Source organism: Chryseobacterium indologenes, from assembly GCF_018362995.1.
Classification (GTDB): Bacteria; Bacteroidota; Bacteroidia; order Flavobacteriales; family Weeksellaceae; genus Chryseobacterium; species Chryseobacterium indologenes_G.
Genome location: NZ_CP074372.1, coordinates 1035298 through 1057375, shown reverse-complemented (window position 1 = coordinate 1057375; position 22078 = coordinate 1035298). Strand labels below are relative to the sequence as shown.

At 37.6% G+C, this 22078-nt stretch carries 15 protein-coding genes; 4 read left to right on the top strand and 11 right to left on the bottom strand.

The genetic code is table 11. The features are described 5' to 3' along the window. The first annotated feature begins 4 nt into the window (after nt 1-4). The gene (locus DYR29_RS04740; RefSeq protein WP_213279519.1) at nt 5-808 is read left to right on the top strand and encodes an SDR family oxidoreductase; all 804 of its coding nucleotides are present in this window, start codon (nt 5-7) and stop codon (nt 806-808) included. A 167-nt stretch (nt 809-975) separates the two neighbouring features. On the opposite strand, the gene DYR29_RS04735 is transcribed toward DYR29_RS04740, so the two are convergent. From DYR29_RS04735 to DYR29_RS04710, 6 genes are all read right to left on the bottom strand, one after another. Further along, complete coding sequence (locus DYR29_RS04735; protein WP_213279518.1) at nt 976-3396, bottom strand: TonB-dependent receptor; 2421 nt, start codon at nt 3394-3396, stop codon at nt 976-978. 51 nt (nt 3397-3447) lie between these two features. Beyond that, nucleotides 3448-4203: a hypothetical protein gene (locus DYR29_RS04730; protein WP_213279517.1), complete on the bottom strand. Its 756-nt coding sequence runs from the start codon at nt 4201-4203 to the stop codon at nt 3448-3450. A 174-nt stretch (nt 4204-4377) separates the two neighbouring features. Further along, complete coding sequence (locus DYR29_RS04725) at nt 4378-5664, bottom strand: sensor histidine kinase (protein WP_213279516.1); 1287 nt, start codon at nt 5662-5664, stop codon at nt 4378-4380. Between the two features lie 50 nt (nt 5665-5714). Then, on the bottom strand, nt 5715-6014 hold the full coding sequence (locus DYR29_RS04720; protein WP_425394631.1) for a four helix bundle protein: 300 nt from the start codon (nt 6012-6014) through the stop codon (nt 5715-5717). Nucleotides 6015-6093: 79 nt separating this feature from the next. Continuing rightward, nucleotides 6094-6768 carry a response regulator transcription factor gene (locus DYR29_RS04715; RefSeq protein ID WP_213279515.1) on the bottom strand — a complete coding sequence of 225 codons (675 nt, stop codon included), beginning with the start codon at nt 6766-6768 and terminating at the stop codon, nt 6094-6096. Nucleotides 6769-6839: 71 nt separating this feature from the next. Then, nucleotides 6840-7880: an aldo/keto reductase gene (locus DYR29_RS04710; protein WP_249413613.1), complete on the bottom strand. Its 1041-nt coding sequence runs from the start codon at nt 7878-7880 to the stop codon at nt 6840-6842. Nucleotides 7881-8048: 168 nt separating this feature from the next. Between DYR29_RS04710 and DYR29_RS04705 the strand changes: the two genes are divergently transcribed. The 3 genes from DYR29_RS04705 to DYR29_RS04695 all read left to right on the top strand — a co-directional run bounded on the left by DYR29_RS04705 (nt 8049) and on the right by DYR29_RS04695 (nt 12314). Beyond that, the gene (locus DYR29_RS04705; protein ID WP_213279514.1) at nt 8049-9317 is read left to right on the top strand and encodes an NAD(P)/FAD-dependent oxidoreductase; all 1269 of its coding nucleotides are present in this window, start codon (nt 8049-8051) and stop codon (nt 9315-9317) included. A gap of 34 nt (nt 9318-9351) precedes the next feature. Continuing rightward, nucleotides 9352-10344 carry an SDR family oxidoreductase gene (locus tag DYR29_RS04700; protein ID WP_213279513.1) on the top strand — a complete coding sequence of 331 codons (993 nt, stop codon included), beginning with the start codon at nt 9352-9354 and terminating at the stop codon, nt 10342-10344. A 122-nt stretch (nt 10345-10466) separates the two neighbouring features. Then, nucleotides 10467-12314, top strand: coding sequence for a chloride channel protein (locus DYR29_RS04695; protein WP_213279512.1), 1848 nt, complete (start codon nt 10467-10469; stop codon nt 12312-12314). 136 nt (nt 12315-12450) lie between these two features. Here the strand turns inward: DYR29_RS04695 and DYR29_RS04690 are convergent, their stop codons facing one another. The 5 genes from DYR29_RS04690 to DYR29_RS04670 form a co-directional block, all read right to left on the bottom strand. Beyond that, on the bottom strand, nt 12451-13395 hold the full coding sequence (locus tag DYR29_RS04690) for an aldo/keto reductase (protein ID WP_213279511.1): 945 nt from the start codon (nt 13393-13395) through the stop codon (nt 12451-12453). Between the two features lie 428 nt (nt 13396-13823). Then, entirely contained in the window at nt 13824-15632 is a 1809-nt protein-coding gene (locus DYR29_RS04685; protein WP_213279510.1) for a hypothetical protein, read from the bottom strand. 311 nt (nt 15633-15943) lie between these two features. Continuing rightward, on the bottom strand, nt 15944-17095 hold the full coding sequence (locus DYR29_RS04680) for an efflux RND transporter periplasmic adaptor subunit (protein ID WP_213279509.1): 1152 nt from the start codon (nt 17093-17095) through the stop codon (nt 15944-15946). A gap of 7 nt (nt 17096-17102) precedes the next feature. Then, complete coding sequence (locus DYR29_RS04675; protein ID WP_213279508.1) at nt 17103-21440, bottom strand: CusA/CzcA family heavy metal efflux RND transporter; 4338 nt, start codon at nt 21438-21440, stop codon at nt 17103-17105. A gap of 263 nt (nt 21441-21703) precedes the next feature. Continuing rightward, a complete protein-coding gene (locus DYR29_RS04670) occupies nt 21704-22066 on the bottom strand; it encodes a hypothetical protein (RefSeq protein WP_213279507.1) in 363 nt (120 codons plus the stop codon). Between the last annotated feature and the right edge of the window lie 12 nt (nt 22067-22078).

The following is a 22078-nucleotide window of genomic DNA, read 5'->3' as shown; positions in this document are numbered from 1 at the left end:
AAGAATGAGCAGTTATTTCGATCATAAAGTGATTTGGGTTACTGGAGCCTCATCAGGTATCGGAGAAGCTTTGGTAACAAGTCTTGCAAAGAACAGCAATGCTAAAATCATTCTGTCATCCCGAAAAGAAGAACAGCTGCATCTGGTGGCTGAAAAAGCCGGATTGAATACAGATCGGTATGCTGTGATTCCTTTAGATCTGAAGAATTATAAAGAAATGCCTGCCATTGCAGCGAAAGCATCAGAACAGTTTGGAAAGATTGATATCCTGATCAATAATGCAGGACTTTCTCAACGTTCTTTAGCCATGGAAACGGATATTGAAGTGGATAAACAGCTTATAGATATTGATTATATCGGAACGGTGGCCCTGACTAAAGCAACAGTACCTTATATGATCAGAAATAAAGGAGGACAGATTGCGGTTGTATCCAGTCTTATGGGAATATTCGGAGCTCCTATGCGAAGTGGATATGCGGGAGCAAAACATGCTTTACATGGTTTTTTCGATGCTTTACGGGCAGAATTATTCAGTCAGAATATTGGGATTACGATTATTTGTCCGGGTTTTATACAGACCGATATTTCCATTAATGCGGTTACCGGAGACGGATCATTACAAGGTACAATGGATGATGCCACAAAAAATGGAATGCCCGTAGATATTTTCGCAAAAAAAATGCTCTATGCCATAGAAAAACAGAAAAAACAAAAAGCCATAGGTGGCAAAGAAGTCATGGCAGTTTACCTGAAGAGATTCTTTCCGAACCTGTTGGCAAAAATAGTCCGTAAGGCGAAAGTAGTATAAAAAAGAGACTGCCTCAAAAGTGTCATTCTGAATGAAATGAAGAATCTCAATCAATGACAAAAGCGAAATTATCTGACTTTTGAGACAGTCTTTTGTATGTTAAAAGGTTTTTACCAATCCTGTTCCTACAATTTTATTCTGATAAAATGGCATTACCGAATTTTGTGTTAAAATTTATAACTGTACCCAAGCCGGATCACCTGGGTTTCATAATAATCCTTGCTGGTATAAGCAAAACCGCTGCCCTGAATAGATTTTCTGATGACCATTGTATTGAGTAAATCCGAAGCATTTAAAAACAGTTCACCCTTCCCTTTCTGAATGGCTTTTTTCACTCCTGCATCCATTGAAAACCTTGATTTTATTCTTCCCTGCGGAATAATATCCGGAGCCAGATAAACCATTGTAAACTGCATATCCAGGCCTTTTGAAAAATGAAAAACGTTATTCATCTTGACATTCCCTGAAATGGCAGTCTGCTGGTCTGCAGAAAAAGTATTAGGCTTTGGATACAGATTTTCTACAGTAAATGCATTGATCTGATTACGGTATAAATTCCCGTTGACATTAAAGGAATATACATCCGATACCTTTTGATTCCATATCGTTTCAATCCCTGTGTTATAGCTTTTTCCGGCATTCTGGAATATGGCATAGATAAGAGTGCTGTTCGGAACAATACTTGAAATTCTCGTGATAGTTCCGTTGGCAAAACGGTGGTATAAAGCAGAATACAGATATCCATTATCCCAATTGTGTTTATATCCAAGCTCAATAGAATTCGTAAACTGAGGACGCAGTGCCGGATTTCCTACCTTAATGATTTCTGCATCATCATACTTTGGAAAAATACGGATGTCTACTTCGTTAGGACGGTCTACCCTTCTATTATAAAATACAGAGAACTTATTACGGTCATCAAGCTTATAAGCAAGTCTGAAATTCGGAAATGGCTGGGTATAATTGTACCCGTCACTTTTATAAGTTGGGTGGTTGGGATTTACATCATATTGAATTTTTACGTATTCCAATCTCAGTCCCAGTTCTGCTTCCCATTTTTCATTTTCAAAAACATAATTTCCGTATACCGCAGGAATAAATTCTTTATAATCAGCTTTTCCTCCTGCAGAAGCATCCAGCACAGAGTTGGTACCGGGAATGAAATTCATATTGGTAGGAATGCTTCTGTTTCTTAATTTAATTCCGGTTTCTATCCGGCCGTATTTCAGAGGTTTTACATAATCTACATTGAAATCATACACCTGTTCATCAGATAGTAACTTAAAAGCATCCGTTCCTGTGGAATAAGGAAGGTAATTATCATAGAAATACTTTTCATCCTCTCTGTGGAAAGTATAATTGAATCCTGCATTCAAAACATGCCCGGCATCTTTGAATTTATGCTGATAAGAAGCGGTTCCCATCACGGTTGTTTTCAGCTCGTCTTCCAAAAACTGCCACAGACGCAGACGTTGGGACATATCTCCATTGAAAAACGGCTGGTCTCCCCTGTCGATGATCTTTTCGCTTCCATACATTCCTGAAATGGTTAAGGTATTTTGCGGATCAATGGTCCAGTCTATTCCTGCTTTAGTGGTGAAAAAATTCGTATTTCTGTTTCTTTTCAGCTGAGAATTAATAACGGTTCCATCATCATAAGTACGGGTTACAAATTCATTTTTATTAAGAGTTTCAGTATATAAATTATCGGCCTGTAAAAATATATTTACCTTGTTTTTTCTGTAATTAACAGACAGTGATGGGTTTATTTTAGGCGTTAATGTATACTGTGGTCTTATTGTGGGAAGATTTTCTTTTCTTACCCAAAGAGAACCTAAACCTGTTGTGAATCCTGCTTTTCCGTTCCATCCGTTCTGTTTATTCTTTTTCATGATAATATTGATGATTCCTGCATTTCCATTCGCATCATATTTTGAGGAAGGATTGTTGATGATTTCAATTTTATCAATAGCAGAAGCCGGAATATTATCCAGCCCTGTCTGGCTTCCAAACCCGGTGAGAGCAGTCTGTTTACCATCAATAAGTACCGTTACTTTATCATTTCCTCTAAGCTGTACTTTACCGTCCTGTACAGTAATTCCCGGAAGGTTCTGCATGCTTTGTAATACTGATCCGCCACTTTGGCTGATGTTGTCTGCTACAGAATACGTTTTTTTATCAAGTCGGCTGTCTATCTCATTCTTTTTAGATACCGTAATGGTGATGGCTTCTATTTTGGTTTCATTTTCCTGTTTCTGATTCAGTTCAATGGCAGGGATTTCCAGAAATTCTGAAAGACTTCCTATGAAAACAGGCTGAGTGTGCGTATCATATCCGGTGATGGAGGTTTCCAGAAGATAATGGTCCGGTTTTATGCCTGTAATAGAAAATCTTCCTTCTTCATTGGTAATGGTTCCGGCCATAAAAGTGCTGTCTTTTTCTTTTTTTAAAATAATATGGGCGTAAGGTATTGCAGTTTTATCTTTATTCATGATTCTTCCGGATGCCGTTACAGAAGCTGTCTGCGCTGAAACAAGGGAAGAAATTACCATACAGGTTGGGAAAAATAATAAGGCTGTCTTATTCATTATGCTAGTCTTTATTTTCTATAAAAAGTTTGTTATAAGGAGAAATATTAATTATTCGTTTTGAAGAGGTAATTCCCGGCTGTGCTTTCTTTGTGAAATGATAATCATCAAAACCATCAGAGCAAGAGATATCAGGGAAGCATTCAATGTTCCAAGGTCCAGACCTCCTTTAGCTAAAGGTTTTGTCAAAAGATCTCCGAATGTGGCACCAAACGGTCTGGTAAAAACGAAAGCAATCCAGAACAGGACGACATGATTGATTTTTGTTAAATAATGAAGCGCCACTACTACTAATATAATGAGTCCGGTGATCAAAGCTCCCGTCATATATCCAAGTCCTAAATTATCACTCAGAAAATCCCCAAAAGCTGTTCCCAGACTATTCGAAAATAAGATGGCCGTCCAGTAATAGAATTCTTTATTTCTTTCAAAAATGGGATAAACCTCAAGGTTTTTATATTTTCTGTACCATAAGAATAAGGAATTTAAAAGGCCAAAAAGCAAAATCAGACTCCCCACCAGGTATCCAGCTTTTAAAGTACGGTCAATAAAATCGGAGATTTCTGTTCCCAAAGTTGTTGTTGCGATAATCACGATCCAGTAAACTGCCGGAATATATTTTTTTACACGAAGCTGTACGGATAATATGAGGATGAAAAATGCGAGCGTAACCAAAATTCCTACAACATACCCCAGATTAAGAGTCATAGAAATAAAATCTCCCAAGGTTTCCCCCAAGGTAGTGGCTACAATTTTCATAAGCCAGAAAAGGAGTGTAACGGCTGCTACTTTGTTTGCTGTTCTCATATTGCTTTGTTTTTAGATACCACCAATGGCATTGATTCAGAAAACCAGATAGTTGTTGTGAATGAAGACTTATTTTCAGTCATAACAAATAAATATCTGCCTCAGTATTTTCTATACAAAGGTGCAATGTGATTTAGAAGAAATTTTGAATTGCCGGAGCCGTAAATTCTTTAACTATAATTTAACAGTGAAGATATGGCGATTGTTTTCAAAGCGATAGCTGATCGTCCAATGATGAAACCTGCAGATTTCCTGAATGATAGCGAGTCCCAGCCCGCTTCCGCTGTTATCTGTTGAAAGTTTTGAAAATCTTTTGAACAGGAAATCCGTATTCAGCTTTTCAGCACCGGAATTGGAAACTTCAAAAGATGAACCCGTCAATTGGATAGAAATAAAACCTCCGGGAGAAGTATGGCGAATGGCATTGATGATGAGGTTGTTGATCAGTATTTCTGTGAGAATGCTGTTTCCATTCACCTGTACACTAGCAGAGATCTCTTCCTGAACGGAAATATTTTTTTGCTCAAAATGTTCCCCAAGTGTGTCAATACTTTGTTGAAGTAAATGGTCAAACAAAACAATCTCTGAACCATCAAACTGATTATTCTCAATTTTAGCAAGCAGTAAAAGGTTTTTATTGATGCGGGAGCTTCTAGTAAGAGCCTTGTTTATATCTTCAGCGATTCTGTACTGTTTTTCAGTGAGATTCTGATCCTGAAGCAAAAGATCAAGCTTATTCTTAATAATGGCCAACGGAGTCTGCAGCTCATGGGAAGCGTTTTCTGTAAATTCTTTCTGGGTTTTATAAGTAGAAATATTGCGTTCTATCAGTTTATAAAGAGACTGATTCAGTTCTTCAAATTCTGTGGTGTCAGAAGCCGGAAATTGTAGGGTATTCTGGCTGTTAAGATTGAAGGTTTTCAGTTGATCCAATGTATCTCTGAATGGTTTCCAGATAGATGAAGAAAGCTTTCTGTTCAGGTATAAAAGCCCTAAAACAATGATTACAAAGAAAAAAATGGTAATCATTGCGATCACCGCTATTGTTTCGTGTGATTCCTCAATATTGGTCTGTATGGTAAAAAGATAAGGTTTGTTTTGCAGATAAATGACCTTTTTCAGGCATCTGTACCGTTCTTTTTTTTGTTCCGAAATAAAAGGTAAATGTTTTTCATAAGTATAAACCGTATCCCGTTTTATTTGCTGAGTTGAAATTTTTTCAATATTCGTTTCAGGCTGGATATGATTCCATAGCGTAACGCTTTTGTCCAATTCTTCTTCAGACAGCTTTAATTGGTTAAATTCATAAGCTGTTTTCTTGATAATAATGTGATTATGCTCATCCAGCTCACCTTTCCAGATGGTGTCCACCACAAAATAATAGACAGGAATACTTATCATCAGTACAATAAGTACGTAGATGAGAAAGGGTTTTGTGGTTTTGGTTAGTAGAGGCTTCAAGATAATGATGAATTATGAATTATAAATTATGAATTGTTTTTTACGGAAGACTATTTGTTTTTTGATGTAATGATGATGCTTCGGATTATTTTTAATATTTCTATGGCTTCATTATTTATGCTTTCAAATTCAGTAGATGATAAATATTCAGTATGACATAAAAGCTCAATCCAGTAAATAGATTCGTCACATTCTTTTTGAGCAACAGCGAGCTTATGAATAAAGTCTGCCTTACTTTCTGCATTCTGTGACTCTCTTATCAAGGCTCCTACTGCTGTTCCACTTCTTAATAGCTGTTTACTCAGAACATATTCATTTTTATGAGTTGAAAGATATTTATAAAGATTAATAATCCTTACTGCAAAACTAAAACTTTTTATCTTTCAGTACATTTTTCTTTTCACTCATAATTTATAATTTATAATTATTCTAGCTTTCCCACTTATACCCCGTTCCATACACTGTTTTCAAATAATGTCCACATCCCGCATCATACAGCTTTTTCTTAAGATTTTTTACGTGAGCATATACGAAGTCATGATTGTCTAGCATATCTGCAAGGTCTCCGGAAAGGTGTTCTGCCAGTGTACTTTTGGAGATAACTTTATTTTTATTGCCTATGAAATAAATTAAAAGATCAAATTCTTTTTTTGTTAACGAAATGGCTTCATCATTTACAGCAACTGTTTTAGCCAGCAAATCAATCTGAAGTTCATTTTGTTTTACCACATTGGAACTGCTGAACTGCTTTCTCCGGATAATAGAATATACCCTTGCCATAAGCTCGGAGAGATGAAAAGGTTTGGTAAGATAATCATCCGCACCCAGTTTTAAACCTTCAATTTTATCATCCAGAGCATTCTTGGCAGAAATAATAATTAGGCCGTCCTGTTTTTGTTGCTTTTTTAATTCTTCAAGTATCTTCAGACCATTTCCATCCGGAAGCATAATGTCCAGTAAAATGCAGTCATAGTCAAATATCTCTATTTTACTCATGGCTTCACTGAATGTGCTGGCTGCTTCACACAGGTAGTTCTCTCCGGACAGATATTCGGAAATACTTTGGGTAAGTGCTGCTTCGTCTTCAACGATTAGGATTTTCATGCCATAAAACTATCATTAAATTTTGAAGAAATTTTGAATTTAAGCGAATAAACATAAAAGATACAAATTATTTATTTTCCTCCCGGAACCTGTGCCTTGTCATAAATCAGCCCTTCATTTTTTAACTCTTTCCAGAATTCAACAGGAATAGTAGTATTTAGAGCTTTCATATTATCTTTTACCTGTTCAGGCTGGCTCGCTCCGGGAATAATAGAAGCAAATTCATCAGCGGCCAATACAAAATGAAGAGCAGCATCAATAATACTTATGTTGTATTTTTCTGCAATAGATGTCATACGGGCTCTTTTCTCATGCATTCCTTTTGGGATCACATCTTTATAATTGTAGCGCTCTCTTCCAGCCAGATATCCTGAATTATATCCAGCTCCCGAAACAAGTTTTACCCCTGCTTTTCTCACAACAGGAAGCAGCCGGTCCACCGCATCTTCATGTTCCAGAATAGAATACTGCGTTGCAGAAAGACAGATATCCGGATCGGCAGAGTCAATACAATCCAAAATAGGTTCTATTTTATTCACACCCATTCCCCATGCTTTGATAACTCCCTGTTCCCTAAGCTTTGAAAGAATCTTAAAAGCCTCTTCTCTTGCCTGTTTCAGAAAATAAGGATAGCGGTCTCCTACCTGATCTTCAGACAGGTCATGTATGTAAACAATATCAATATGACTCAGTCCGGTTCTTTCCAGGCTGTCTTCAATAGATCTTTGCACAGCATCAGCTGTATAATCATGAAAGAAATCGTAGTGAAGAGGATTTTTCCACATGGTAGGCGGAACTTCAGATTCAGGAACCTCATGAAAAAGTCTCCCTACTTTGGTTGAAAAAACAAAGTCATTCCTGTCTTTATCCTTAAGAAAACCTCCGAATCTTCGCTCACTCTTGGTCAGTCCATACCACGGAGACGTATCATAATACTGGATTCCTGTATCCCAGGCTGTTTGCAGTATCTTATAAGCCTGTTCATCTGTAATATTTTCAAAAGCAGTTCCTATCGCTACTCCACCTATTCCCAGTCGGTGCTTTTCTGTTAAAATGTCTGTTTTTATATGAATATATTTAAAGTGTTGGATTCTTAAACAGGCTGCAAACATCGTGCGAAACGTTAAAAGAAAAATAGACAGTACATCCTGAAACACTTGTTTCTCATTAAAACAAGGTAGGTTTTGTTGTTTTAAACATTATGTTAAATATTTATTTTGGAACTTCTTTGGTCCTGTTATTGAATCACTTTCAGTACACCATTTCAATAACAATTTATTATGAAAAAGCATATTCTAATCGTAGGAGGAGGATTTGCGGGGATCAATCTTATCAAATCTCTCAAAAATGATAAAAGGTTCAAAATAACCCTGGTTGATAAGAACAATTATCATTTTTTCCCGCCACTCATCTATCAGGTTGCTACTTCCTTCATAGAAGCTTCCAATATCAGCTACCCTTTCAGAAAACTTTTTTCCAACGACAAACATGTGAAATTTCATATGGGAAGCCTGTTGAAAGTAAACCCCGAAAACAAGACCATAGAAACTGATACAGGAAACCTGAACTATGATTATCTCGTATTGGCATTAGGAACAGAATCTAATTTCTTTGGAATGGAAAATGTAAAGAAATGTGCCATGCCTATGAAAAATATAGAAGAAGCTCTTTATCTCAGAAATCATATCCTGCTGACTCTGGAAGAAGCTGCCCGGAATAAAGACATCAAAGAAGCAGAAAAACTTCAGAATATCGTGATTGCGGGAGGTGGTCCTACAGGAGTAGAACTGGCCGGGATGCTGGCTGAAATGGGAAAATATATTGCTCAGAAAGAATATCCTGAAATAAAACTGGGGCTTTCTAACCTTTACCTGATTGATGCTTTACCTACCTTACTTTCACCGATGAGCAAGTTGGCTCAGGAAACTGCCTATGAAAAACTGAAAGAATTAGGTGTTAAAATTCTGCTGAATGTTTCCGTAAAAGACTATACTGATCATAAAGTCATTCTAAGCGACGGCACATCTATTGAAACGGAGACCCTGATCTGGACTTCCGGAGTGATCGGAAAAGAAATCCCGGGACTACCGGAAGAAAGCATTGGAAAAGGAAGAAGAGTTTTAGTAGATGCCTATAATAAAGTAGAAGGAACGACCAATATTTACGCATTGGGAGACGTTTCTTTAATGCTGGCTGATGAAAAATTTCCGAAAGGACATCCCCAGCTCGCTCAGGTTGCCATTCAGCAGGGGAAAAATCTTGCTGCTAATTTTAAACGGATAAAAGACGGAAAAGTTCTGGAGCAATTCCAGTACAATGATAAAGGCAGTATGGCCATTATTTCAAAATACAATGCTGTGGTAGATCTTCCAAAACATTCTTTTAATGGATTCATAGCGTGGCTCACCTGGCTTTTCATTCATATTATTCCTTTGGTAGGATTCAAAAATAAAATTCAGATGGCCATGGACTGGTTCCGTCTGTTTATTACCAACAATCCATCCATTAGGCTTATTCTCTTTCCAAAAAGAAATACAGGGAACGGATAATTAAAAAAATACCAACACTTAAATCTTTATTATTATGAAAAATCAAAGAAGACCTCCTTTTTTTGGAGAAACAGTGGTCATTACAGGTGCTTCAAGTGGTATTGGGAAGGCTGTAGCAGAAGCTTTTGCAGAACAGGGAGCAGATCTTGTGCTGGCAGCAAGAGGTGAAGATGCTTTGAAAGAAACAGCAGAACTATGCAGAAAACTGGGCGCTACGGTAATTGCTGTTCCCACAGATACTTCTATAGCCGGAGAGGTTGAAAATCTAGTAAAAGAAGCCCTTGAATTTAGTGGTAAAATTGATTACTGGGTGAATAATGCCGGAGTGCTGGCATTTGGTAAATTTGAAGAAATTCCGGTTGATGTGAGCGATCAGATCGTGAAAACAAACCTGCTGGGATATATGCACTCGGCCCATGCAGTGCTTCCTGTCTTTAAGAAACAGAAAAAGGGAGTACTGCTTAACAATATTTCCATTGGCGGATGGATGCCTGCACCCTATGGAACAGCCTATACCGCCTCAAAATTTGGAATCCGTGGTATGGTGGAAACCTTACAGGGAGAAGTTTCAGATTTTCCTGATATTCATATCTGTGCGCTTTACCCGGGATTTCAGAAATCATCAGGAATAGAACATGCTGCTAATTACTCAGGAATAAAACTCAGTACGCCTCCACCTTCATTTGATCCGCGTAAGCTGGCCGCTTCTATTGTAGAGACTGCTAAGAATCCAAAAGAAGCTACCTATCCCGATTGGTCTGCAGTGGTATTTAAAAACCTGTATGAAATGTTTCCGGGAGTCATTCGCTATGTCTCTTCAGCAGGAATGCGGATGGTCATGAAAAAAGCGCATCGGGATAAAAACACCGGCGGAAATGTAAAGGAACCTTCTAAAGGAAATATGGGAATTGATGGAAAAACATTGTTCTCTATTCCTGCAAAACCTTTGATCTGGGCAGGTGCAGGACTTATTGGAGCTGTGGCTGCAGGATTACTATTGACGGGTAATTCTAAGAAAACGGGATAAAGCTTGTCATAAATAAAGATCATGAACAGAAATTGAGAAAGGTGTTTTTAGGTGTTTTTGTAAGATATTTCATAAATTTACGGAGCTGTATTCATTCATAGCAGCATAAAAATGTTTCCAAGGTGAAAATTCACAACAAAAAAAAGTACCTGAGCTTCCTTAAATTTAAAAGAGATTTCCAGAAATACGGATTAGAAAAAGCACGTAGTTATGAGCTTATTCTGCATTGGCTGAACAACAGACTGAGCCGGAATCAGTTTCTTGTTCTTTCCGGAATTTTGGTAGGTTGCACCGCAGGGCTTGCAGGAGTTATTCTGAAAACGCTGGTACACTATATTCACAATTTCATTACGAATAAAGTCCATTTTGAATATCAGATACTGTTCTATATTGTTTTTCCTTTTTTAGGAATTGTTCTTACCACGATGATTGTTCTGACCTTGTTCAAAGGACAGGACCGTAAAGGTATCGGGGCTATTCTGTATGAAATTGCACAGAATTCCAGTATCGTAGCTTCCGTTAAAATGTATTCTCAGGTAATACAAAGTGCAGTTACTGTTGGGTTGGGAGGTTCCGCAGGATTGGAGAGTCCTATTGCCGTTACCGGAGCTGCTATTGGCTCAAACTATGCGCAGACCTACAGATTAAGTTACAAAGAACGTACTTTATTGCTGGCTGCAGGTGCTACAGCAGGGATTGCTTCGGCATTCAATGCGCCGATTGCCGGAATCATGTTTGCCTTTGAAATTCTCCTGACGGGAGTGGTTTTTACAGACTTTATTCCTCTGGTTGTGGCTGCTGTCTGCGGAAGTCTTTTGTCGAGGATTTTGCTTCAGGAAGATGTTCTTTTCAGGTTTTATACAAGAGATGCGTTCAACTATAAAAATGTTCCTTATTACCTTATCTTAGGAATTGTAACAGGCTTGTATGCCCGTTATTTTGTAATTATTTCTCAAAAAGTAGAACATTTTATAAAAGGGCTTCAGCTTTCCAGAATGCGTAAAGCAATGTTTGGAGGCGCTGTACTTTCATTATTGTGTGTTCTTTTTCCTCCCTTATTCGGAGAAGGATATGAAACTGTGAAAGCATTTACCAACGGAAATACCCATTCTATTATTGAAAACAGTTTTTTCAGGTATTTTGAGATCGGAGAATGGACCATTATTATATTTTTAGTTCTGGTATTGCTGTTAAAAGCATTTGCTACTTCTTTTACGATATTCAGCGGAGGTAACGGAGGTAATTTTGCCCCGTCGCTTTTTGCAGGAGGAACTTTAGGGTACTTATTTGCTTTGGTCTGCCAGCACATAGGTTTTACAGATGTTCCGGTAACGAATCTTGTTTTGGTAGGAATGGCCGGAGCAATGAGTGGTGTATTATACGCTCCTCTTACAGCGATATTTCTGATTGCTGAATCCAGTTTCGGGTATGATTTGTTCATTCCTCTGATGATTGTTTCTGTGATGTCTTACCTTATTGCCAAATGGTTTTCCCCAATTTCTCCGGAACTGAAATCTTTAGCTGATGAAGGAAAAATATTGACCAATAAACATGATAAGAACCTTCTTTTTGCTTTGAGAACGGAAGATTTTATCGATCAGTATTCTCAGACGATTAATGAAAATGCTTCTGTTACTGAACTATTTGAAATGGTAAAAAATGGAGATAAGAATATCTTTGCCGTTGTAGATGATAATAAAAAGCTAAAGGGAATCCTAACTCTCGATGATATTAGACCTTATCTTTTTAACAAAGAAATGGATGCTTTCCAACTGGTTATTCAGATTATGAAAGCACCACCGGCTATACTCCACCGTGACAATAAACCTCTGGATATTCTTCAGACTTTTGATGATACAGGGGTATGGAACCTTCCGGTAGTGAGTGAGAATAATGATTTTATAGGCTTTATTTCAAAATCTTCAATACTGATGAGCTACAGACAGCTTTTGAAGGAATACTCTGATTAATGAACAGCTGAATAATCCTAATCGGATGGCGAAAATTCAAAGAATTTTTGACGGGGTGGTTAGCGTTGTTAAATAATAAAAAAATCCGTTCAGTGATGAACGGATTTAATTTTAGTCTATAATGAAAGTTGAAAAATTAGTTACTTGCTTTATTCAACAGATCAATATCTTCCTGATCCAGAATAAGTTTTGGGGCATTGAATACTGTTTCAAGCTGTGATGCACTTGTAGCACTTACAATGGGCGCCGTGATCAAAGGATTGGATAACAGCCATGCTAAAGAAACCGTTCCCTGAGTAGTATTGTGTTTTGCACTTACCTGATCCAAAGCCTTTAATACTTCAAGTCCTTTATCATTTAAATATTTTCTTACGCCCTCACCTCTTGCGCTTTTTGCAAGGTCCGCTTCATCACGGTATTTACCTGTTAGAAAACCTGCAGCAAGAGACCAATATGGAAATACACTTAAATCAAACTGTTCTGCCAGAGGTGCATAATTTTTCTCAAAACCTTCTCTTTCCATCAGGTTATAATGAGGCTGCAATGCAACATATTTGGGAAGATTATTCTTTTCCGCGGCTTCAAATGATGCTTTTAATCGCTCAGGTGATAAATTAGAAGCCGCAATATAACGAACTTTTCCAGCCTTAATGATCTCATCATAAGCCGAAAGCGTTTCTTCTACCGGAGTGATATTATCATCAAAGTGAGTATAATAGAGATCAATATGATCAGTCTGAAGTCTTTTCAGTGACTCATCTACTGATTGTAAAATATGTTTTCTGCTGATATCATAGCCATGTTCTTTGGTTTCAGAACCTACTTTGGTTGCCAGAACGATGTCATTACGGTTGGAACGGCTTTTCATCCACTTTCCGATGATCTCTTCAGACTGTCCTCCTTTCCCGTTCACCCACCATGAATAAGTATCTGCTGTATCTACAAAATTGAATCCTGCTTCTGCAAAGCGGTCCAGTATATCAAAAGACTGTTTTTCATCCAGTGTCCATCCAAAAACATTTCCTCCGAAATTGATTGGTGCAATCGTTAAATCGGTGTTCTTGATCTTTCTTTTTTCCATAAAAATAATTTTACTAAGTGACCTCTAAGGTAAGGAATATTAAACCTGATGAATATTCAAAATAGCCATTCCCGTTATAGTTATTATGAATGGAAATACTGATGTTTACAAGGTTTTTTTTATTATTATCTATTGAAATAATTAGAAGTTGGATACACGCAAAGGCGCAAAGAATTTTATTTGTACCATCGTTTATAAGGCGCAAGGATTTTATCTCCGATAAAATTGTGTGCTGTAAAAACTATACACGCACTTGCTGAAAAATCTGATATTGAGCGAAGTCGAAATGTTCTAGTGCCTTAAATTATGTATTACTATTATAAATCTTATCGCTTATCGGCTTTGTGCTTCTTCAACAGAACAGAAAAAAACAAAAACAGCCTCCGCGTTGAAAGCTGTTTTTATTATCTATCAATTAAAAAATACGGTTATTTTTCAACCTGCGGAACCTCAATAGCGGTAAGCTGAAGTTTAAACTCCTGTAATTGCAGGTTGATGGTTGATAATCCGTTGCGGAAAAATGATGACCCTTTAAAAAGATCATGATAATATTCTATTCCTTCAAGTATATTTTTCTTGAAAGTATTCCATTTTTTTGTTTGGGAATGGGTAATCTGTACGGATGATTCTGTAATTTCCTTTCTCAGATATTCCACATACATTTTCAGTTCATTGATGAACATATTCGGACGTTGGGTATTGGAAAGAATATTGGTATTTCCATAAATATGTTTTACCATTTCCGAAAGTGAAACTTCTTTGTCAAAAAAGGCAATATTGGGTCCGGGACATATCACAACACCCTGCTTTTCTCCTTTGATTTCAAGATTTTGCTCCATATAGGCAGCGTTTACAAGGCCTACACACAGACAGGCTTTATCGGTAATCTGAGATTTTCTTTTATCGAATTCCTTTTCTGTTAAGGCTTCACGGTCTGCATACAACTCTTTGAGTTTGATGTCCTGATATTTTTTGGAAGCGGTGCAGGTTCCTTCAGGAGAGAACTCTTTGCTTAATGCCAGAAGTTTTTTAGGACATGAACTTCCATATTTGCCTTTGGCTTCTTTTTCATACTTCAATGTTTCATTAGAGGTTCCTTTTACCGTGTTGAAAGGAACTCCAAGAGGCGAAATATTACTCAGATACAGATCCTGTTCTTTTGATTTCACAAGCAGATTCCTGGTTTCAGTGTCTACAGATGTAGCTTCTGGCACCAATAAAAACGGAGAGCCCCATCCTACACTGTCTACATTATAATTGGCCAACAGAAACTCATGCTCTTCGGAAGTTCCTACTCCACCCTGAACAGTAATTTTCATTTCTAAAGGTTCAGACACCATAGGCTTTCCTTTTTGTTCCAAAGCGGCTGTCATTAATGTATGTGCCGATTGTATCAGATCATTTTTCTTTTGCTTGAATTCTTCCATGATCGGCCCAAGAAGCAATCCTTCAGTTGCAAAAGCATGTCCTCCGCAGTTCAATCCGGATTCTATTCTGTATTCTGAGACCCACAATCCTTTTTTAGCCAGAAAATTTCCCTGAATCATTGCTGAACGGAAGTCGCTTACTTTAAGAATGATTTTCTTTTTGATATTTCCGTTTTCATCCGGATAAAAGTCTTCAAATTCTTCCATATAGCTGTACAGGCGAGGATTCATTCCTGCAGAAAGAACCATTGATGATGACAGTTTGCTTTTGGCAAATCCGCGCAGTGAAGCATGGGCATCATTATACATTACCGGAAGCTGCTCATTGTTCTGATAATTGTCTTTATCCACTTTCGTCATGATATTGACATCAATGCTTCCCGGTTTAAGGTTGGATTCTATGAAGTTTTTGATATTGGAGCTCCAGTTATCTTTTTGATTAATAAGATTCTGAAGGCCGGTTTTAAGATCCGAAGTATTCGGAAGTATGGCCATGAAGTCTTTTAATGCCTCCGTATTTTTGCTGATTTCCTGTTTGAAAGATTCAAATTTTTCATTCACGATATCATCCACCATATCCAGATAGGCAGTAACTCTTCTTGCCCTGTAATCGTCTGTTTTTGTTGAGATTCCAAAATAGTCAAGATTAAACTTTTTGTTATAAAAGTTTTTCATCTTTTCAAGGATTTCATCATCAATGATAGAGATCACAGAAGAAATTCCATATTGTGCAACACGGATCGGGCTGTCTATGGTATAAGCCAGTCCCATTACCGGAATATGGAAATTGTGCAAAGGTTTTTTTGTCATAAATTTTTGATAAAAGTTCTTTTCTTATTCATCTAAAAAATCCTTTAAAAACTATTCACTTCTTAAATATATTATTTTAAAATGAATTATGCATTAAATAACATTTCTCAATACTTAAAACATGTCAAATGTCATGTTTTTTTAATTCTTAACGCAAAGTAACATGATTAAAATGCCAATTTTGAGAAAGTAAAGAGACGCGACTTTGTTACTGATAAAGGCTTAACTGAATACTTTGTATTTATTCTTTTAAAATAAAAAAAGATCAATCTCTCGACTGATCTTTTAATTGCATGATATGTATTTAGAACTTATTCTGCTTTGTTTTTAAGCATCATCAAAAGGCTGTATGCTCCTTTCTGCACAATTTTTTTATCTTTTAAAGCATCTGCTTTTACAATCTCTGTAAACTGATCATCAGAAATTCCGGCTACCACAGGAATCATTTTGTAATTGGATTTTCCGAGATCTTCAAAAACATAATTTTTATTCTCAAAAGATACTACCGCTTCGTTCGGAAGCCCTTGTGTGTAACGGCTGCTGATATTAACTTCAGCATTGATATACATTCCTTTTACAAATTCAGAATTTACCGAGGACAACTTAGCAATTGCAGTTGCGGATCCCCCATTTTCAATACTTGGAACTACACTGACGATTCTGGCGTTGGATTTTACATCCGGATTCTGATTGTTGTACACTAAAATTTCCTGACCTACTTTCACATCATTCACATCATTTTCAAAAATTTTTAATTCCAAAAGCAGTCCTGCGGGGTTGATCAGCTCAAACAAGGTATCTGCCGGATTGATATATTGTCCGTTATTCACAAGAATCTTACTTACAAAACCGGTAAACGGAGCGTAAATATTGATCTTACTTCTGATATTCCCGGTATGTAAACCTTTGGCATTGATTCCGATGATTCTCAGCTTTTCTTCAAGCCCTCTTAAAGTAGCATTCAGAGTAGAATAGTCTGCCTGAGCGGTCTGCATCGTCTTATCACTGCTTGCTTTGCTCGTATTAAGGTCTTTCTGACGGTTAAAGTTCAGTCTTGCGGCTTCAAGCTGTGCTTTTGTCACCAGATAATCCTGCTGAAGCTGTATAAACTGTGGATCTTCTACAACAGCTAGAACCTGTCCTTTATTGAAGTGGCTTCCGTTAATTACGTTAATAGACTTGATGTGTCCGCCCATGATACTGGAAACCGAACTGATGTGAGAAGGTGCAATTTCTGCTTTTCCGTTCAGTCTTACCAGCTTCTCCATATTCCTGTTCTGAATGGATGTGATGGTAATTCCTACAGACTGAACTTGTTTTTCCGTAAGATGAACCGAATTCTCATTGTTTTTGGTGAATTTTGTGTTTTCGTAAACCGTTTTTTCTTCTTCTTTTTTTCCTGAACATGAAGATAAAGTAAGGATTAAGGCAAGGCTGTATATTGATATATTCTTGAAATGCATGACGTTGTTATTTTGAAATTAAGAAATTAAGTTCGGCACCGATCTGATTTAGTTTTTCCAGCTGATCGATATAATCTGATTTCGTTTTTACGGCCTGGTTCACCAATATTACCCAATCCAGATAATCAATTTCTCCTACTTCCATCTGTTTCTGGGCTGTCTTTAAAATAGTCTCGGATTTTGGAAGCTGTTTTTGTTCATAATTTTCAATGATTCTCTGTTGGTTCATATAATTATTCAGCTGCTGTTTCAATCTGTTTTTAAGTTCAATTTCTTTTCTTTGGTATTGATTTTCAGAGATGGCAATTTTAGCCTGCGCCGCCTTTGCCAAAGCTCTTTGTCCCTTTGTAAATAAAGGAATTCCTACTCCCACCTGCACTGAATTGAAACGGTTGTTATTGATGTTTTTCATGCTCTGATTGGTATATCCAAAAAGAAGATCCGGAAGAAGTTTACTTTTTTCTAACTGCACTTCGGCCTCTCCTACTTTGATCTGTTGCTGCAGATACTGAAGCTCAGGATGTTGTTTTACCATTTCCTCGGAAATCTGAAGCCCGATATTCATTATCGGTTTATCAGCAACCGGCTGGTAAGGAGTTTCGGACTGAAGTAATAACTGAAGCTGCAGTTTTGCCATATTCAGATCATTTTCAAGACTGTTCAGCTGTATTTTCACCTGTTCTTTCTGGATTTCAGCGGTTGATTCTTCCAGAATATTGGCTTCTCCTTTTTTTAATCTTAGTCCTGCCTTGTCAGCAAAATTATTGTACATCTGGCTGATGTATTCCAATACTTTTTTCTTCTCCTGAAGAACCAATATTCTGTAAAAAACGTCTGTAACCTCTTTGGTAAGCTGTGTTTTAGTCAGGTTTTGATTAATGATACTTGCAGACCATTCTGCATCCAGCATCTGTTTCCTTTTTGAATATACAGTAGGAAAACTGAATCTCTGAGAAATTCCGAATGAATTATCGGTTTCTTCTCCCTGAATCTGCCCGAATCCTCCTGTAACTTCCAGTTGCGGAATATCCAGATAACTGGCTTTTAGTTTTTCCTGATAATCAGATACTAATTTTGAGTTTTTAAGGTGTCCGTTTTGCTGATATGCCTTTTCCAAAGCCTGGTCATAGGTAATGTTTTCCTGAGCCTGAAGACTTCCGAAAGAGATCAGCAATAAGAAAACTGAAAGTTTTTTATAATTGGTTTTTTTAGAGAATTTCATTTTATCTTTATTAATATTTTCAAACAAAACATAGAGAATAGGAAGTACAAAAAGGGTGAGAAGTGTAGCGAGCATCAATCCACCAATGACAACAGTAGCCAAAGGTCGCTGTACTTCTGCTCCGGCACCGTTGCTGATGGCCATAGGAAGAAATCCTAACGAAGCAACAAAAGCAGTCATTAAAACCGGACGAAGCCTGATTTTTGTGCCTATCAGTACAATTCTGTTAGTGTTGGCTATTCCGTTCTTTTTCAATCGGTTAAACTCTGATATCAAAACTATTCCGTTAAGTACCGCAACTCCGAATAAAGCGATGAATCCTACCCCCGCACTGATACTGAAAGGCATCCCTCTCAATGCCAGAAAATAAACACCTCCAATGGCTGACAATGGAATGGCAGTATAGATCAGTAAGCTGTGTTTTACAGAGCCGAATGCAAAGAACAGTAACAGAAAGATCATCACTAATGAAATCGGCACAGCTACTCCGAGTCTGGCTTTGGCTTCATTTAAATTTTCAAAGGCTCCTCCATAAGAGACGGTATATCCAGGTGATAATTTCAGGCTTTTACCTGCTTTTTGCTGAAGCTCTTCAACAATACTTTGAACATCTCTTCCTCTTACATTAAACCCAACGATAATCCTTCTTTTGGTATCTTCTCTCTGGATCTGATTCGGACTGTTTTTAAGCTCAACTTTTGCCAATTGTGACAATGGAATCTGCTCTCCTGATGATGTAGGAATTAATAGATTCTGAATACTGGTGATGTCTTTTTTATGTTCATTATCCATTCGGACAACGATGTCAAACTTCTTTTCACCTTCGTACAAAGCGCCTGCTGTCTGCCCTGCAAAAGCCATATTGACTGCCCTGTTGATATCAGCTACAGAAATATTATAACGGGACAGTTCTGAACGGTTATAATCAATCACAACCTGTGGAGCTCCTACAACGGGCTCAATATAAAGATCCTGAGCTCCTTTTACCGTATTGATGATACTTCCCATCTTTTTTGCGTAAGCAGCAAGGCTGTCGAGATCTTCTCCATAAATTTTGCATACCACATCCTGTCTCGCTCCGGTCATTAATTCATTGAAACGCATTTGTACTGGAAACTGGAAGCTGGTAGTCAATCCCGGAATAACGCTCAGTGCTTTACTCATTTTATCAGAAAGCTCCGGGAATGTTTTGGCGGAAGTCCATTCTTTTTTAGGTTTTAAAACAATGATCATATCTCCGGAATCCATGGGCATCGGTTCAGTGGGAATTTCTGCACTACCGATCTTCATAACCACCTTTTGTATTTCAGGAAACTGGGTTAAAAGGATATTGGCGGCCTGAGTGGTTGCTTTTTTTGTTTCGTTAATATTGCTTCCCTGAAGGATTCTCATTTCAACCGCAAAATCACCTTCTTCCAAAGATGGAATGAATTCTCCCCCCATTCTGGAAAGAGTAAGAACAGCACCAACAAACAGTACTAATACTCCCAGAATAATGGTTTTTCTGTATTTAAGGGCTTTTATCAGGAATTTCTGGTGGCCTGTTTCCACTTTGCCCATTACGCGGTCTGAAATATTTTCTTTTTCCTTCTTTTTTCTGCTCAGTACCAGAGAGCTCATCATAGGAATATAAGTAAGGGAAAGAATAAATGCTCCAATCAGTGCAAAAGCAACGGTTTGGGCCATTGGTTTAAACATTTTCCCTTCAATTCCCTGAAGCGTAAAGATCGGAAGGTATACAATTAAGATGATGATCTGCCCGAAAACCGCACTGTTCACCATTTTAGTAGCAGAACCGGAAACCTGGTCATCCATTTCTTTTTTGCTGAGCATATTGTCTTTTCCAAAATGCTTTTTGTGGGCCAGCTGATGCAGTACCGCTTCTACAATAATGACGGCTCCGTCTACGATAAGCCCGAAATCAAGTGCTCCAAGACTCATCAGATTTCCTCCTACCCCAAAAATATTCATCATGATGATCGCGAAAAGCATGGCTAAAGGAATCACAGACGCTACCAGTAATCCAGCTCTGAAGTTTCCTAAGAATAAAACCAGAATGAAAACAACAATCAGAGCTCCTTCCATCAGGTTTGTTTTTACTGTACTGATGGTATTGTTTACCATTTTTGCACGGTCAAGGAAAGGTTCAATGACAATGCCTTCAGGTAGTGATTCCTGAATTTTTTCCAGTCTTTCTTTAATATTCCCAATCACTACATTGGCATTCTCTCCTTTCAGCATCAGTACAATAGCTCCGGATACTTCTCCGGTATCATTATAGGTCATAGCGCCATACCTTGTTGCATACCCTATCTTGACGGAAGCAACATCTTTAATATGCACCGGAATACCTTCTTTGGTTTCCGCCACCTGAATATTTCCGATATCTTCCGTACTTCCCAGAAGCCCTTCACTGCGGATAAACAGAACGGTTTCTTTCTTCTCAATATAAGCACCTCCTGTATTCTGGTTATTCTTCTCCAATGCCCCAAAAACATCGTTGATATTGATATTGAATGCCTGAAGTTTGTTTGGATTAATGGCAATTTCATATTGCTTCAGTTTTCCTCCAAAGCTGCTAACATCTGCCACACCTTTAGTTCCCAGAAGCTGTCTTCTGACTACCCAGTCCTGAATGGTTCTGAGTTCAGTTTCATCATAGACATTTTCATATCCTTTTTTGGCCCTAACGACATATTGGAAAATTTCCCCCAATCCTGTGGAAATAGGACCTAATTCAGGTTTACCGATTCCCGCAGGAATGTTGTCCTGAACAAGCTGTAAACGTTCCTGAACCTGTTGACGTGCCCAATAGACATCCGTATTGTCATCAAAAACCACCGTTACTAATGAAAGTCCAAAACGTGAAAAACTTCTAAGTTCGGTAATTCCGCTGATGTTACTTGTAGCCTGTTCGATAGGAAATGTAACAAGACGTTCTATATCTGCAGCACCGTAAGAAGGCGCTGTGGTAATGATCTGGACCTGATTATTTGTGATGTCCGGTTGAGCATCTATGGGAAGTTTGGTAGTTTCATAGACCCCAAAAAGAACAAGCCCCACTGTAAACAGAGCAATGATGAGTTTATTCTTTACAGAAAACTCAATAATTTTATTTAACATGGAAAAAACTATTAATTGATAACCCGGAATGTCTTATAAAAGCCACTGAAGTCTTTATTTGTACGATCACAGAAGATATTATACCCGTAAGTAATGATATCTACCTGATAATCATGTGCTTTGTTGTAAACTTATCATGATGAAAAATTTACGACAAAATTTAGTAAAGACATCATAAACAGTGTTATAATGCACAACAGGTTAAATTGATGTAATAATAAATAGACTGCTTTAAGGCTAAAGCAATGTCAGTATAAAATCTGTTAAGAAAGCCGCGGAGGCTGGAAAATCTGGGAAAGGTATTGATTGGAGAAATCTTTTTCCTTATAGATACTGTTTCTCTTGGAAACAGTAATTTCTTTAGGTTTTTTTAGTTCAAATGTAATTTCCGGAAGTTGGGCATTTACAGTCAGTACGATGGGAGGATTGATAAACGGCAGTTTCTGATCAATATCCCAGTCAGAATCCTGTTTGTGATTATCATAATGTTCCATGACAAATTCTGATAAGCTTCCTTGGTATTCCATAAAATGTTCCACAAACATAGGTACCTTCAGTACTTCCCCCGCATTGGTGGTAGCCAGCACATACATCATTGAGCATAATATGGAGAACCATTTTAACATGAGTGCAAATAT